The organism is Micromonospora sp. NPDC047527 (assembly GCF_040643015.1).
Classification (GTDB): Bacteria; Actinomycetota; Actinomycetes; order Mycobacteriales; family Micromonosporaceae; genus Micromonospora.
Genome location: NZ_JBEYTK010000003.1, coordinates 792,422 through 806,359, shown reverse-complemented (window position 1 = coordinate 806,359; position 13,938 = coordinate 792,422). Strand labels below are relative to the sequence as shown.

The 13,938-nt window shown below is 72.5% G+C and carries 13 protein-coding genes; 5 read left to right on the top strand and 8 right to left on the bottom strand.

Features of this window, described 5'->3' with window-relative positions:
• Positions 1 to 541: 541 nt before the first annotated feature.
• Positions 542 to 1,834 carry a tyrosine--tRNA ligase gene (gene tyrS / locus ABZ808_RS16695; protein WP_357006846.1) on the bottom strand — a complete coding sequence of 431 codons (1,293 nt, stop codon included), beginning with the start codon at positions 1,832 to 1,834 and terminating at the stop codon, positions 542 to 544.
• A gap of 99 nt (positions 1,835 to 1,933) precedes the next feature.
• Between tyrS and ABZ808_RS16690 the strand changes: the two genes are divergently transcribed.
• Positions 1,934 to 2,323 carry a PaaI family thioesterase gene (locus ABZ808_RS16690; RefSeq protein ID WP_357006731.1) on the top strand — a complete coding sequence of 130 codons (390 nt, stop codon included), beginning with the start codon at positions 1,934 to 1,936 and terminating at the stop codon, positions 2,321 to 2,323.
• Between the two features lie 4 nt (positions 2,324 to 2,327).
• Here the strand turns inward: ABZ808_RS16690 and ABZ808_RS16685 are convergent, their stop codons facing one another.
• The 3 genes from ABZ808_RS16685 to ABZ808_RS16675 all read right to left on the bottom strand — a co-directional run bounded on the left by ABZ808_RS16685 (position 2,328) and on the right by ABZ808_RS16675 (position 4,934).
• On the bottom strand, positions 2,328 to 3,659 hold the full coding sequence (locus tag ABZ808_RS16685) for a hemolysin family protein (RefSeq protein WP_357006728.1): 1,332 nt from the start codon (positions 3,657 to 3,659) through the stop codon (positions 2,328 to 2,330).
• 123 nt (positions 3,660 to 3,782) lie between these two features.
• Complete coding sequence (locus ABZ808_RS16680; RefSeq protein WP_357006726.1) at positions 3,783 to 4,424, bottom strand: hypothetical protein; 642 nt, start codon at positions 4,422 to 4,424, stop codon at positions 3,783 to 3,785.
• A 9-nt stretch (positions 4,425 to 4,433) separates the two neighbouring features.
• Complete coding sequence (locus ABZ808_RS16675) at positions 4,434 to 4,934, bottom strand: GNAT family N-acetyltransferase (RefSeq protein WP_357006723.1); 501 nt, start codon at positions 4,932 to 4,934, stop codon at positions 4,434 to 4,436.
• Between the two features lie 207 nt (positions 4,935 to 5,141).
• On the opposite strand from ABZ808_RS16675, the gene ABZ808_RS16670 reads away from it, so the two are divergent.
• The 3 genes from ABZ808_RS16670 to ABZ808_RS16660 all read left to right on the top strand — a co-directional run bounded on the left by ABZ808_RS16670 (position 5,142) and on the right by ABZ808_RS16660 (position 9,910).
• On the top strand, positions 5,142 to 7,844 hold the full coding sequence (locus ABZ808_RS16670; protein WP_357006720.1) for a cation-transporting P-type ATPase: 2,703 nt from the start codon (positions 5,142 to 5,144) through the stop codon (positions 7,842 to 7,844).
• 154 nt (positions 7,845 to 7,998) lie between these two features.
• On the top strand, positions 7,999 to 8,880 hold the full coding sequence (locus ABZ808_RS16665) for a universal stress protein (protein WP_357006717.1): 882 nt from the start codon (positions 7,999 to 8,001) through the stop codon (positions 8,878 to 8,880).
• Between the two features lie 157 nt (positions 8,881 to 9,037).
• On the top strand, positions 9,038 to 9,910 hold the full coding sequence (locus ABZ808_RS16660; RefSeq protein WP_357006714.1) for a universal stress protein: 873 nt from the start codon (positions 9,038 to 9,040) through the stop codon (positions 9,908 to 9,910).
• Here ABZ808_RS16660 and ABZ808_RS16655 read toward each other — a convergent pair.
• The 4 genes from ABZ808_RS16655 to ABZ808_RS16640 form a co-directional block, all read right to left on the bottom strand.
• The gene (locus tag ABZ808_RS16655) at positions 9,903 to 10,535 is read right to left on the bottom strand and encodes an FMN reductase (RefSeq protein WP_357006711.1); all 633 of its coding nucleotides are present in this window, start codon (positions 10,533 to 10,535) and stop codon (positions 9,903 to 9,905) included. The two genes, ABZ808_RS16660 and ABZ808_RS16655, sit on opposite strands and share 8 nt — an antisense overlap.
• Entirely contained in the window at positions 10,532 to 11,671 is a 1,140-nt protein-coding gene (locus ABZ808_RS16650) for an LLM class flavin-dependent oxidoreductase (RefSeq protein WP_357006708.1), read from the bottom strand. The genes ABZ808_RS16655 and ABZ808_RS16650 overlap by 4 nt, the downstream gene beginning before the upstream one ends.
• Positions 11,672 to 11,753: 82 nt before the next feature.
• Complete coding sequence (locus tag ABZ808_RS16645) at positions 11,754 to 12,029, bottom strand: ubiquitin-like small modifier protein 1 (protein WP_357006706.1); 276 nt, start codon at positions 12,027 to 12,029, stop codon at positions 11,754 to 11,756.
• Positions 12,030 to 13,115 carry an exo-alpha-sialidase gene (locus ABZ808_RS16640; RefSeq protein ID WP_357006703.1) on the bottom strand — a complete coding sequence of 362 codons (1,086 nt, stop codon included), beginning with the start codon at positions 13,113 to 13,115 and terminating at the stop codon, positions 12,030 to 12,032. It lies immediately after the preceding gene.
• A 166-nt stretch (positions 13,116 to 13,281) separates the two neighbouring features.
• Here ABZ808_RS16640 and ABZ808_RS16635 point away from each other — a divergent pair, with 166 nt between their 5' ends.
• Positions 13,282 to 13,908 carry a DNA-3-methyladenine glycosylase gene (locus ABZ808_RS16635; protein WP_357006700.1) on the top strand — a complete coding sequence of 209 codons (627 nt, stop codon included), beginning with the start codon at positions 13,282 to 13,284 and terminating at the stop codon, positions 13,906 to 13,908.
• Positions 13,909 to 13,938 lie beyond the last annotated feature (30 nt).

Below are 13,938 nucleotides of genomic sequence, written 5' to 3'. Positions count from 1 at the left end.
TGGCACTGGCTTTACAAGCACCCTGTTGAGTTCTCAAAGAACAACCACACACCGATCAGAAAGCCCCAACCCGGGGCCCCATCACGGGGCTTTTCGTTCGCGTCCCCGGCGCTTTCCAGCGCCAGGCACTTTTACTACGTTACCCGCTGGTTTCCGCCGTGTCAAACCGGTGTTTCGCGGTTCGTCGTGCTTCGTACCGTATTGCGGGCACCATGTCTCGACCGGCTTGCGCCGCTCTCGTCACGGTGTTGGCAGGCCGGCCGTCGCGGTTTCCCGCTCACTCGCCCGTTTCCCTGCCGACTGCCTACCTTACCCGGTCGGTTTCGCCGCGCCAAATCCGCCTCGCGGCGTTTCGTGGGCACCACCCGGTCCGGGGATTCGGTCGGCGTAACCGCCCGACCCCGAGGTCGTCGCCGCGCTCCGGCCTTGCAGACTTTCGCCTGTTTCGTCCGTTCCGCGCTGGCAGAGAGAAAGTTACGCGTCCGGCGGGATGATCGTCAAATCCGCCGGACGCGTCCCCCGTCACACCGTCGACGGCCGACTATCCGCCCAGCTCAACGCCCGCGAAGGAACGCTTGCCGCGGCGCAGCACCAGGTATCGGCCGTGCAGCAGGTCAGCCGGCGACACCGCGGCGTCCACCTCGGTCACCCGGTTGTTGTTGACGTAGGCGCCGCCCTCGGCGATCACCCGCCGGGCCTCCTTGAGGCCGCTGACGAGGCCGGACTCCCGCAACAGACCCGCAACGTCCGGCAGATCGCCGGAGAGCCGCACCAGGCCCGCCTCGGTCAGCGCCGCGTGCAGCGTCTCCGGAGCCAGGTCGTCGAGCGAACCACGGCCGAACAGCGCCTGACTCGCGGCGACCGCCTGTCGGGTCTCCTCGGCGCCGTGCACCAGCGTGGTCAACTCCTCGGCGAGCGCCCGCTGGGCCAACCGGGCGGCAGGGCGCTCGGCCGTCGCCTTCGCCAGCTCCTCCAACTCGTCGCGCGAGCGGAAGCTGAAGTACCGCAGATAGCGGTCCACCTCGCGGTCCTCGACGTTGAGCCAGAACTGGTAGAACGCGTACGGGCTGGTCATCGTGGGGTCGAGCCAGACGGCGCCACCCTCGGTCTTGCCGAACTTCGTGCCGTCGGACTTGGTCACCAACGGCGTCGTGAACGCCTGCACCGGCCCCGCGCCGCGCCGGCGTACGTAGTCGACGCCGGCGGTGATGTTGCCCCACTGGTCGGAGCCACCGAACTGGAGCTGACAGCCATGCCGGCGGTGCAGCTCGAAGAAGTCGTTGGCCTGCAACAGCTGGTAGCTGAACTCGGTGAAGCTGATGCCGGTCTCCAACCGGGCGCGCACCACCTCCCGCGCCAGCATCTTGTTGACCGGGAAGTGCTTGCCCACGTCGCGGAGGAACTCGACCACCGACATCTCGCCGGTCCAGTCCAGGTTGTTGACCAGCTGCGCCGCGCTGTCCCCCTCGTACGACACGAAGGGTGCGAGCTGCGCACGGATGCGCTCGACCCAGGCGGTGATCACCTCGGGCGGGTTGAGCGTGCGCTCGGCGGTCTCCTTCGGGTCACCGATCTGCCCGGTCGCCCCGCCGACCAGCAGCAACGGGCGGTGCCCAGCGAGTTGCAGCCGGCGGGCCATGGTGACCTGCATGAGGTGGCCGACGTGCAGGCTCGGCGCGGTGGGGTCGAAGCCCACGTAATAGGTGGCGGCGCTCCCACCGTCGAGCAGCTCGCGCAGCTCGTCGAGGCCGGTCGAGTCCTGGATCAGGCCACGCCAGAGCAGGTCATCGGTCAGGGAGGCCCGCCCGGAGGGCGGGAGGCTGCTGTCGGTCACGGTCACCGATTCTCCCCCATCGCCGGCGCCGACCCGTACCGGGTTTCGCGCAACCCGGCGCGGTTACGCTTGCCCCTTGTTGATCGAGGAGGGGTTTCCGTGGAGATACCGGACGTCACGGGTGGGCTCGTCGCCCTGCTCGGCCTGAAGTTCGAGGAGGCGACCGCCGATCAGGTGGTGATCAGTTGGCGGGTCCGGCCGGAGCTGCACCAGCCGTTCGGCATCCAGCACGGCGGCGTGTACTGCTCGGTGGTGGAGACCGCGGCCAGTGTCGGCGGCGCGCTCTGGCTGGCCGACCGGGGCACGGTCGTGGGGGTGTCGAACCAGACCGACTTCCTGCGGGCCGTCCGCGACGGCGAGCTGCGGGCGGTCGGCACTCCGGTGCACCGGGGCCGCAGCCAGCAGCTCTGGCAGGTGGAGATCACCGACGCCGACGAGCGGCTGGTCGCCCGTGGTCAGGTCCGGCTACAGAACCTCTCCAACGACTGAGCGGTCAGCTGCGGGCCTCGTCCAGCACCGGCTCGGCGTCGGTGTCGACGTCGGTGTCGGCCTCGTCGGGGAGCCTGCTCACGCGTACCTCAGTGATGGCCCGGTGGTCGATGCCGGCCACCATGAGCACCCAGCCGTCCAGGGTGACGTCCTCGCCGGCCACGGTGGGGATGTGCCCGAGGCGGGCCAGGACCAGCCCGGCGACCGTGGTGTAGTCGCCGGCCGGCCGCGACGGCAGCTCGACGCCGATGTCCGGAAGGTCGTGCACCGGGAAGGTGCCCGGCAGCAGCAGCGCGCCGTCCGCGTCGCGGCGCACCGAGTAGCCGTCCCGGTCGGTCTCGTCGTAGATCTCCCCGACGATCTCCTCCAGGATGTCCTCCAGCGTCACGATCCCGTCGACGGCGCCGCGCTCGTCCACGACCAGCGCGATGTGCTGCCGCTCGGCCTTGAACTGACGCAGCGCATCCACCACGGGCAGCGAGTCCGGCAACAGCATCGGGGGCCGGGCGATCTCGTCGACCGGGCGGTCGTCGGGCACTCCCACCAGGTCACGCAGGTGGATCACGCCGACCGTGTCGTCCAGGCCGCCGTGGCGCACCACCGGCGCCCGGGAGTGCCCGGTGGCGGCCAGCACCAGCCGCGCGGCCTCCGCGGTGGTCCCGCTGTCGAGCGTGAAGACCTGCAACCGGGGTACGAGGACAGCCCGCAACCGCCGGTCGGCGATCTCCACGGCGCCGGCGATGATGGTGCGCTGCTCCTTGGTGAAGCCGTGGTTGCCGGCGACGATGTCGCGCAGCTCGTCCGGGCCGATCTCCTCCGGCTCGTGCTTCGGGTTGAGCCCGACCAGCCGGACCACCAGGTCGCTGGTCGCGCCGAGCGCCCAGACGGCCGGCCGGGTGAACGTGGCGAGCAGGTCGAGCGGGCGGGCCACCAGCAGCGCCCAGCGCTCGGCGGACTGCATGGCGATCCGCTTGGGGGCCAGCTCGCCGAAGACCAGGGTGACGAAGGTCAGCGCGAGGGTCACCACCACGATCGCCACCGTCTCGGCCGCGCTCCCGAACGCCCCGAGCAGCGGTACGAGGGGCTTGGCCAGCGAGACCGCCGCCGCGGCGGAGGCCAGGAAGCCGGCGAGGGTGATGCCGATCTGGATGGTGGCCAGGAAACGGTTCGGGTCCTTCGCCAGCCGGGCCAGCACCCGCCCGCCCCGGCTGGTGCGTTCCAACCGCTGGATCTGGCTGTCCCGCAGCGACACCAACGCCATCTCACTGCCGGCGAAGAGCGCGTTGATGACGATCAGAATTCCGACCAGGGCCAGTTGGCTCCCGTAGCTCTGCACGCCCGGTTCGCTCCCTCTCCGGTGGTGGCACCGGCCGGTTCGCGCGGTGCCCGCCGGGCGGCCCCGCCCGGCGTACGCGTGTCTGTGCCCCGTCGGACGGCGGACGAATCCTGTTGGGTGGCGCTACGCGGAGCCGGAGGCGGGTGCGGCGGGCAGATCCAGAACGTACGAGTCGCCCTCGCGGCGGAAGCCGAGCCGGTGGTAGTAGGGGGCGAGCATGCCGGGCGGGCTGACCACCCGGTGGAAGCCCCGTTCGGTGAAGAGGCGGCTGCGCCGGTAGACGAACTCGCCGGGGGTGAAGTCGCGGAACTTCGGGGTGACGTAGTCCAGGTCGATCTGGGCGACTCCGTGCGCCTCGGCGTGTGACAGCACCACGCCGACCACCTCGTCGGCGGTGACCACGAGGAAGGCGGAGCGGTTCGCGGCGGTCGGGTCCCAGTGGAAGTGGGGGTTGAAGCGGGCGATGTCCGGCCCGTGCACCCGCAGCGTGTGGGCCAGGAACTGGTCGTCGACGCCGACCTCCACCACCTGGTAGGTCTGCTCGTCGTGGCGGGTGGCGAGCATCGTCCGCAGGTACCAGATGTTGATCACCGCGAGGACGATGTTGAGCCCGACCATGGGCCAGACCTCGATGGCGGCGTTGTAGCCGATCAGCACGAGGCAGCCGACGAGATTGAGCGCCCGCAGCCGCAGGACACGGGACTGCAGCAGCGACCAGACCAGCACCGCGGAGCCGGCCCAGCCGACCAGATCCAACCAGTTCACCCCGCGAGACTAGTGCCCGCCCAGGTCAGGCCCATCGGTGGGCAGTTCGAGCAGCCATTCCTCGACGTCGACGCCGCGGCCGTTGGCGTACCCCGAGTCCTCGCCGACCACGACGAAGCCGCACTTACGCAGCACCGCGAGGGAGGCGGCGTTGTCCTTGGCGGCGCGGGCGTGCACCGGCCGGGGCAACTCGGGCAGCAGGGCCGCCAGGGCCGCCGTGGCGTGACCCCGACCCCAACGCGCCGGGTCGATCCAGTAGCTGACCTCGGTGCGGTCGCCCACCGGGAAGGCGGTGACGTGACCGACCACCTCGCCGTCGACCTCGACGGTGCGGACCAGGTTCGCCGGGTCGGTGAGCACCCGCGCCCAGTGTCGGGCGAACTCGCGGTGGTCGGCCGGGTCCGCAGGGCCGAACGCGGCCATCCGGTTGGCCTCCGGATCCTGCTGGTGCAGGAAGAACTCCACGAGGTCGTCCGCGCCAACCGGGCGCAGCCGCAGGTCGGAAATCATCCGACGAGGGTACGCGGGACCCGTCCCCGGCGTCGCTACCGCGCAGTGACCGGCCTCACCTTCGCCGGCAGGTCCGTTCCACCGTCATAGGGGCCGTTGGTCCCGGGCCGGGCGGGCGCAACGCCCCTGCCGGGTGGGCCCACACGGCGGGAGGGTGGAGAGAGATGGCGTGCCCGAGACACGCCGCGCGAGGTAGGGGAGCTCACGGTGGCGAATACCGGCGTGCAGGGCCGGACGCTGGAGGACACCGTCGACGTGCCCGTCCCGGTCGGGCTCGACGCGGCGGAGGCCGCCGCCCGGTTGCGGGCGAACGGGCCGAACACGGTGGCGCCGCCACCGCGCCGGCATGTGGCCGTACGGGTCCTGCGTCAGCTGACCGACCCGCTGGTGGCGTTGCTGCTCGCCGCGGCCGTGGTCACGACCGTGCTCGGCGACTACCCGGACACCGCGGTGATCCTCCTGGTCGTGCTGGTGAACACGGTCATCGGGTTGGTGCAGGAGATCCGCGCGGACCGGGCCATCGCGGCGCTGGGCCAACTCGCCGCCCCCGCCGCCCGGGTGGTGCGTGACGGCCGGGATCTGGCCGTTCCGGCCGCCGACCTGGTGCACGGCGATCTGGTCCGGATCGAGGCCGGTGACATCGTGCCGGCCGACCTGCTGCTGGTCGAGGCCAACCGTCTGCAACTGGACGAATCCGCGTTGAGCGGCGAGTCGGTGCCGGTGGGGCGGACCGTCGGCCAGGAGGCGCTGGCCGGGACGGTGGTCACCACCGGACGCGCGGACGGCACCGTGCTCCGGACGGGGCCGGCGAGCGCGTTGGGACGGATCAGCACGCTGGTGGCGGGCACCCGTCCCTCGGCCACACCGTTGCAGCGCCGGCTCTCCGCTCTGGGCCGCACGCTCGGGCTGGTCGCGGTCGCGCTGTCCGGGCTGGTCTTCGCGATCGGGGTGATCAGCGGCCGACCGATCGTGGAGATGGCCGTCACAGCGGTGAGCCTGGTCGTCGCGGCCGTGCCCGAGTCGCTGCCGGCGGTGGTGACCCTGGCGTTGGCGCTTGGCGCACGCCGGATGGCCGCATCGAAGGCCATCCCGCGCCGGCTGCACGCGGTGGAAACCCTCGGCTCGGTGACGGTGATCGCCTCCGACAAGACCGGCACCCTCACCGAGGGCCGGATGGCGGTGCAGCAGGTCGTCACCACCGACGGGGCGCGGTACCAGGTCACCGGCAGTGGGTACGCCCCACACGGCGCCGTACATCGGGATGGCGCCGCGGTGGCCGTACCGGAGGAGCTGCGCCGACTGGCGCGGGCCGGGCTGCTCTGCAACGACGCCGCCCTGTCACCCCCGGACGACGAGCGACCCGACTGGGGCGCCGTGGGCGACCCCCTCGAAGCGGCGCTCGTCGCCTTCGCCGCCCGGTCCGGCCTCGACCCGCAGACCACCCGCGGCGCCTGGCCGCGGGTCGCCGAACACCCCTTCGACCAGGCCCAACGCCGCATGGTCACCGCGCACCGGTCCTGCGACCAGCGCTACCTCGTGGTCTGCAAGGGCGCCCCGGAGAGTGTCCTCAACTCGACCCTGCTCGACGCCACCGACGACGAGATCGCCGCGCTGACCCGCAGCGCCCACCAGCTCGCCGCCGAAGGGTTGCGGGTGCTCGCCGTCGCCGCCGCCCTGGTGGAGACACTGCCGGACCTCGCCGCACCGACCGGCCTGCGCCCGCTGGGGCTGACCGCCGTCGGCGACCCGCTGCGCGCCGGCGCCCCCGAGATCGCCGACAGCCTCGACACCGCCGGGGTACGGCTGCTGCTGATCACCGGGGATCACCCGGCCACCGCCGCCGCGATCGGCTCGCAGCTCGGCCTGTGGCGAGACGGTGACCCCCTCGCCCGGGGCGACGACGGGTCGACGCCGGCGCACCCGGACACCCGGGTGTTCGCCCGGACCCAGCCGGAACAGAAGCTCGACATCATCGCCGACCTGCAGTCCCGTGGACACGTGGTGGCGATGACCGGTGACGGGGTCAACGACGCGCCGGCGCTGCGCCGCGCCGACATCGGGGTGGCGATGGGCGGCGGCACCGAGGTCGCCCGGCAGGCCGCCGACCTGGTGCTGGTCGACGACGACCTGTCCACCGTCACCGCCGCCATCGGCGAGGGCCGGCGCATCTACGACAACATCCGCCGGTTCCTGCGGTACGCCCTCGCCGGCGGAGTGGCCGAGATCCTGGTGATGCTGGTCGGCCCGCTGTTCGGCCTGGCAGTGCCGCTGCAACCCGCGCAGATCCTCTGGGTGAACCTGCTGACCCACGGGGTGCCCGGGGTGGCCCTTGGCGCGGAGCCGGCCGAACCCGGCACGCTGCGTCGAGCACCCCGCTCGCCGCAGGAGTCGGTGCTCGGCGCCGGGCTGGGCCGGGACGTCCTGGTCACCGGCGCGCTGATCGCCGCCGTGGTGCTCGGTGCCGGCGTGGTCGCCGCCGCCCAGGACCTGCCCTGGCAGTCCGTGGTCTTCGTGGTGCTGGGGCTGGCCCAGCTCGGCGTCGCGCTGGCGGTGCGGGCACCCCGCCCCGCCGGTACGCGACGTGGCAACCCCGGCCTCCTCGTCGCCGTGGCGGTGTCGGCGCTGCTCCAGGTCGGCGGGGTTCTGTTCGCCCCGCTGCGCGACCTGCTCGACACCGAACCGCTGACGCCGACCGTGCTGCTGGCCTGCGCGGCCGTCAGCGCCCTGCCCGGCCTGGTGCTGCGGTTGACCCGCCGCCGCCCGACGCCGCCGTCGGCACCGTCCGACGATGCTGTGGACGGCACCGCCGGGCTGCAGTCGCAACGCTCGGACGCCGCCGAAGGGCAGCTGCGGCACGCGGATGCCGGGCCGCAGTCGCGGCGCTCGGACGCCACCGACGGGTCGCGCTAGACGGACACCGGGCCGCCGTCGTCGGCACGCGGACGCCTTCTGGCGGCGGTCGCGGGCCGGCGACGGGACCAATGGCCCCCCGCCTTCTACCCTCCTGCCCTGATCATCGGGCCGACGCCGTAGGAGAATGGAGTTCGAACGAAGGAGGAACGTGATGACCAAGCGATCCGGTGCCCCCGTGGTGGTGGCTGTTGACGGTTCGACATCAGCGCTGGAGGCGGTGCGGGTCGCCGCCCGGGAGGCCTCAACGCGAGGCCGGGCGCTGCGGGTGGTGCACGCGTTCATCTGGCCGCTCTACGAGGTGCCGCTGACGCCGGCGCCGGGCGCTCCCGCCGACGCCGGGTTCCGCGCCCAGGCCGAGAAGCTCGTCGCCGAAGCGGTGACCGAGGCCAGCAAGGTCGCACCGGATCTCACCGTCACCGGTGCCGTGGTCGACGGCGCGGCCACGCCGGTGCTGCTGGCCGAGGCGCGGGACGCGAAGCTGCTGGTGCTCGGCAGCCGGGGCCTGGGTGGCTTCGGCGGGCTGCTGCTCGGGTCGGTGGCGGTGCAGGTTTCCGCCCGCGCCGACTGCCCGGTGCTCGTGGTCAAGGGTGAGGCCCGCGCCGACGGGCCGGTCGTGGTCGGGGTCGACGGCTCGACGCTGTCCGCCGAGGCGCTGGGCTTCGCGTACGAGGCCGCCTCGTTGCGGGGCACCAACCTGGTGGCCGTGCACGGCTGGACCATCCCCGTCCCGCCGAGCGACCTCCTGCCGCTGGGCTACGACGTGCAGGCGCTCGCCGGCGAAGAGGAGCGCGTCCTCGCCCAGGCGCTCGCCGGCTGGTCCGAGCAGTACCCGGACGTGCACGTACGGCAGCGGGTGGCGTACGGCGCGCCCGCCCGGCTGCTTGTGGAGGAGTCGGCCGCGGCGCAGCTCACCGTCGTCGGGGCGCGCGGCCGGGGCGCGCTGGCCGGCGTACTGCTCGGCTCGGTGAGCCACGCGGTGCTGCACCACTCGGCGAGCCCGGTGGCGGTCGTCCGGCAGAGCCGCAAGAGCTGACCCGTCGTTTCGTCCGCGCCGGCCGCTCTCCGGTCGGCGCGGACCCGTGTTCGGTGCTCGCGCCGGCCGGAGCCGTTGGGTTGGTCCGTGCCGGCGCGTTCGGCGGCGCGGCAGCGGCGCGCCCCCGACAATGAGCTGACCGACCCTGGGAGAGCTGATGAATCGACCTGTCGTGGTGGGTGTGGACGGATCGCCGTCCAGCCTCGTCGCCGCGGAGCACGCCGCCCACGCCGCGCAGCTCCGGTCCCGGCCGCTGCTGCTGGTGCACGGCTACCTGCACCCGCTCGGCTACGGCGTGCCGCTCAACCCGTACGACCTCGGGGTTCCGGCGCCCTCCGAGGAGGCGCAGAAGATGTTGGAGCGTACGGCGGCGGACCTCGCCGACCGGTGGCCGGGCCTCACCGTCGAGGTGCGCCAGGTCGCGGGTGGGCCCGGTGCCACCATGGTCGAGGAGTCTCGCCGGGCCGATCTCGTCGTGGTGGGCAGTCGTGGGTTGGGCGGGTTCGTCGGGCTGCTGCTCGGTTCGGTGGGTGCGCAGGTGGCCGCGCACGCGCACTGCCCGGTGCTGGTGGTCCGCCCGGACGAGCAGGCGATCGGTGTGGACGCGCCGGTGCTGGTCGGCGTGGACGGGTCCGAGGCGTCCCGGCTCGCCGTCGGCTACGGCGCCGTCGAGGCGACGCTACGGAAGGTCCCGCTGGTGCTGGTGCACATCAGCCCGCTGGAGGAGGACCGCCCGGTGCCGGAGGAGATCGAGGAGTCGCTGGCCGCGCACCAGGCCGAGGCGGTGCGGCTGCTGGCCGACGCCTCGGCCACGGTGCGCGCCGAGCATCCCGACCTGGTGGTGCGGGAACATCCGGTCCGGGCGACCGACGCGACCCAGGGGCTCGTCGAGGCCAGCGGCACGGCGTCGCTGCTGGTCGTGGGCACCCGGGGCCGGCACGGGTTGACCGGTCTGCTGCTCGGCTCGGTCAGCCAGGCGGTGATCCAGCACGCACACTGCCCGGTGCTTGTCGCCCACCCGGTCAGTTGACCGGGCCGTCACCCCGACCGAGCATCTGGAGGAAGTCGGTGGTGAGGGCGAACGGGTCGGCCGGGCCGCTGGCGGGTGGCCGGCGCTCGACCTGGTCGGCCAACTCGCCGCCGGCACGCTGGATCCTGCCCCGCAGGGCGCCGTCCGCGGTGCCACCGGACCAGTCCTCCGGTGCGGCAAAGACCGAGGTGGGCACCACCACCGCCCGCAGGTAGCTGAACATCGGGCGGATGGCGTGCTCCAGGGCCAGCGAGTGCCGGGCGGTGCCGCCGGTGGCGCCGATCAGCACCGGCCGGTCGACCAGTGACTCGCCCTCCAACACGTCGAAGAAGGACTTGAACAGCCCGTTGTACGAGGCGTTGAAGATCGGCGTCACGGCGATGATCCCGTCCGCCCCGGTCACCGCCTCGGTGGCCTCGCGCAGCGCCGCCGGCGGGAACCCGGTGAGCATGTTGTTCACCACGTCGTGGGCGTACTCCCGCAGGTCGACGACGCGTAGTTGCACGGTGGAGCCGCGCCGGACCAGCTCGTCGCGGGTCGCCGCGGCGAGCTGGTCGGCGAGCAGCCGGGTGGACGAGGGCTGGCTCAGCCCCGCCGAGACCACGGCCAGGGTGCGCTGGCTCATCGGGACACCTCGGGCGCCTTGCCCGTGACGTCGTCGACGGCGTGCACGGTGCTGTCCGTGCCGCCGCCCGCCGCGGCGACGAGCGAGGCGTGCGTGGGCGCCTCCGGCACGTGCGCCGGGCGCAGCGAGTCGAACTCCTTGCGCAGCACCGGCACGACCTCCTCGCCGAGCAGGTCGAGCTGCTCCAGCACCGTCTTCAGCGGCAGCCCCGCGTGGTCCATCAGGAACAGCTGGCGCTGGTAGTCACCGACGTACTCGCGGAAGCCCAGCGTGCGGTCGATGACCTGCTGCGGGCTGCCCACGGTCAGCGGGGTCTCCCTGGTGAACTCCTCCATCGACGGCCCGTGGCCGTAGACCGGGGCGTTGTCGAAGTACGGCCGGAACTCCCGGACCGCGTCCTGCGAGTTGCGGCGCATGAACACCTGCCCGCCGAGGCCGACGATGGCCTGGTCGGCGGAGCCGTGGCCGTAGTGCGCAAACCGCTCGCGGTAGAGCCCGACCATCCGCTGGGTGTGCTCCTTGGGCCAGAAGATGTGGTTGGCGAAGAACCCGTCGCCGTAGTAGGCGGCCTGCTCGGCGATCTCCGGGCTGCGGATCGATCCGTGCCAGACGAACGGCGGCACGCCGTCGAGCGGGCGCGGCGTCGAGGTGAACGACTGCAGCGGCGTGCGGTGGCGGCCCTTCCAGTCGACCACGTCCTCGCGCCACAGCCGGCGCAGCAGGTCGTAGTTCTCGATCGCGAGGGGGATGCCGGCGCGGATGTCCTTGCCGAACCACGGGTAGACCGGGCCGGTGTTGCCGCGACCCATCATCAGGTCGACCCGGCCGTCGGCCAGGTGCTGGAGCATCGCGTAGTCCTCGGCGATCTTCACCGGGTCGTTGGTGGTGATCAGCGTGGTCGCGGTGGACAGCAGCAGCCGCTCGGTGCGCGCCGCGATGTGGCCGAGCATGGTGGTCGGTGACGACGGGACGAACGGCGGGTTGTGGTGCTCGCCGGTGGCGAACACGTCCAGCCCGACCTCTTCGGCCTTGAGCGCGATGGCGACCATCGCCTTGATCCGCTCATGCTCGGTCGGCTCCCGACCGGTGGTCGGATCGACCGTGACATCCCCGACGGTGAAGACTCCGAACTGCATGACCAGCTCCTCGCGTGTCGACCGGGCCCTGGTGGATTACCCGGACGCTCCGGTCAACATACTTGACGAGTCAACTATTCCGTCAACCGCCCGCCACCGACGGCAGCACCTGCACCTGGGCACCCTCACCGACCGGCGTGGCCAGCCCGCCGGAGTGCCGGCAATCTTCCCCGTCGACGTAGACGTTGACGTATCGACGCAGCTCGCCACGCTCGTCGCGGATCCGCCGGGCCAACCGGGGGTGGGCGGCGGCCAGCTCGTCGAGGACCGCCCGCAGCGTGCCACAGGCGTCGACGTCGAGCCGGCTGGCGCCGCCGGCCTCGCCACGCAGCGGACCGGGCAGCAGCACGGTGACCACTCAGATCACCGCGGCCCGGACGCAGAGCACGTCGGGCAGGTGCGCCGCCACCGGTGACCAGGAGTCGCCCTCGTCGCGACTGGCATAGACCTCACCGGAGCGGGTGCCGAAGTAGACCCCGCCCGGGGTGGAGTCGTCGGCGCACATCGCGTCGCGCAGCACCGCCGGATAGAACGGCCCCTCCGGCAACCCCACCGACAGTGGCTCCCACTTGCCCCCGGCGTCGACCGAGCGGTACACCCGGCAGCGGTGGTCGGCCGGGAACCGCACGCTGTCGGCCACCAGCGGGAACGTCCACACCACGCCGGCCCGACCCGGGTGGGCCACCATCGGGAAACCGAAGTCGCTGGGCAGCCCGTCAGCGATGGACGACCAGGTGCGGCCGTCGTCGTCGGAGCGGTAGACGCCGTGGTGATTCTGCGCGTAGAGCCGGTCGGGGTCGCCGGCGTCCCGGGCGACCTTGTGCACGCACTGGCCGAACTCCGGCCACTCGTCGGGCAGGAAGTAGGCGCGGATGCCGGTGTTGGCCGGAGCCCAAGTCGCCCCCGCGTCCTGCGAGCGGTAGACCCCGCCGGTGGACATGGCGACCAGCAGGCGAGCCGGGTCACGCGGGTGGGGCAGCACGGTGTGCACGGCCTGGCCGCCGAACCCTTCGTCCCACTGCGGCCGGTGCGGATGGTCCCAGAGCGAGCGGACCAACTCGAAGCTGCGACCGCCGTCGGCGGAGCGGAACAGCGCCGAGGGCTCGGTGCCTGCCCAGACCACGTCCGGCTCGTCGGGACCGGCCGGCATCAACTGCCAGACCCGCCCCAGGGCCGCGCCCGTGTCGGACGGGAACGCGATGGGCGCCTGGTCGGGCTCGTCCCAGGAGGCGCCGAGGTCGTCGCTCGTGGCCACGCTGGGGCCGAAGTGTGAGCTGGTCATCCCGACGAGCAGCCGGGGGGCGGAACGCCGGGTGTCGACCGCCACCGCGTAGACACCCGTCATCGGAAAGTGCGGGCCGGTGATCTCCCAACTGCGCCGGTCGTCGGCGCTGGTGGCGAGAAACAGCCCCTTGGCCGTGCCGATCGCGAGCAGCGTTGCCATGACGTCCTCCGAACCGTCCTCGGGTAGGTGCGGTGATTATGGCCACACCCCCCGACACATCCCGTCAGGCACACGCCGACAGTCACGCTCGGCGGCAGGCCCGGCCACACGCCGTCAGCACCGCCGCCGGTTTGCCGATCTCCGCCACCCGGCGTTTCCTTGACCGGTGGACTACTCGTGGCTGCACGCCCCCGCCGCCGAGGTGCCCGAGACGGCGCGGGCGCTGCTGGGATGGGAGATCTCGACCGGCGGCGTCCGGGTCCGGCTGACCGAGGTCGAGGCGTACGCGGGGACCGGCGAGGACCCCGCCTCGCACGCTCACCGGGGGCCAACTCCCCGGACCACTGTCATGTTCGGGCCGGCGGGGCACGCGTACACCTACTTCGTGTTCGGGGTTCACTGGTGCCTGAACATCGTCTGCGGCCGTACGGGAGAGGCGGCGGCGGTCCTGCTGCGGGCGGGTGAGGTCGTCGACGGATTCGACCTCGCCCGCAAACGTCGAGGGGAGGTCGCCGACCGCGACCTGGCGCGTGGGCCAGCCCGGCTGGTGGTCGCGCTGGGAGTCACCGCGGAGGCGAACGGAACCTCCGTGCTCGACGGCAGCGGTCCGCTTCTGTTGCTCCCGCCGACACGCCCGGTTGCCCCGTCGGCGATCTCTGCCGGGCCCCGGGTGGGAGTAGCCGCCGCCCACGACGTCCCCTGGCGCTTCTGGATCACCGACGACCCGACGGTCAGCGCCTACCGCCGTCACGCACCCCGAAACCGCAGGGGTGGCGGACCCGCCCGTCGCTAGAACGGCCACCACGAGCAAACGGCTGACCAG

Bases quoted from the DNA above. Each gene is read 5' to 3' on its own strand.
- ABZ808_RS16675 (WP_357006723.1), bottom strand. From the start codon at position 4,934: ATGATTTCCGACCTGCGGCTGCGCCCGGTTGGCGCGGACGACCTCGTG.
- ABZ808_RS16640 (WP_357006703.1), bottom strand. From the start codon at position 13,115: ATGGCAACGCTGCTCGCGATCGGCACGGCCAAGGGGCTGTTTCTCGCC.
- ABZ808_RS16660 (WP_357006714.1), top strand. From the start codon at position 9,038: ATGAATCGACCTGTCGTGGTGGGTGTGGACGGATCGCCGTCCAGCCTC.
- ABZ808_RS16665 (WP_357006717.1), top strand. From the start codon at position 7,999: ATGACCAAGCGATCCGGTGCCCCCGTGGTGGTGGCTGTTGACGGTTCG.
- ABZ808_RS16650 (WP_357006708.1), bottom strand. From the start codon at position 11,671: ATGCAGTTCGGAGTCTTCACCGTCGGGGATGTCACGGTCGATCCGACC.
- ABZ808_RS16655 (WP_357006711.1), bottom strand. From the start codon at position 10,535: ATGAGCCAGCGCACCCTGGCCGTGGTCTCGGCGGGGCTGAGCCAGCCC.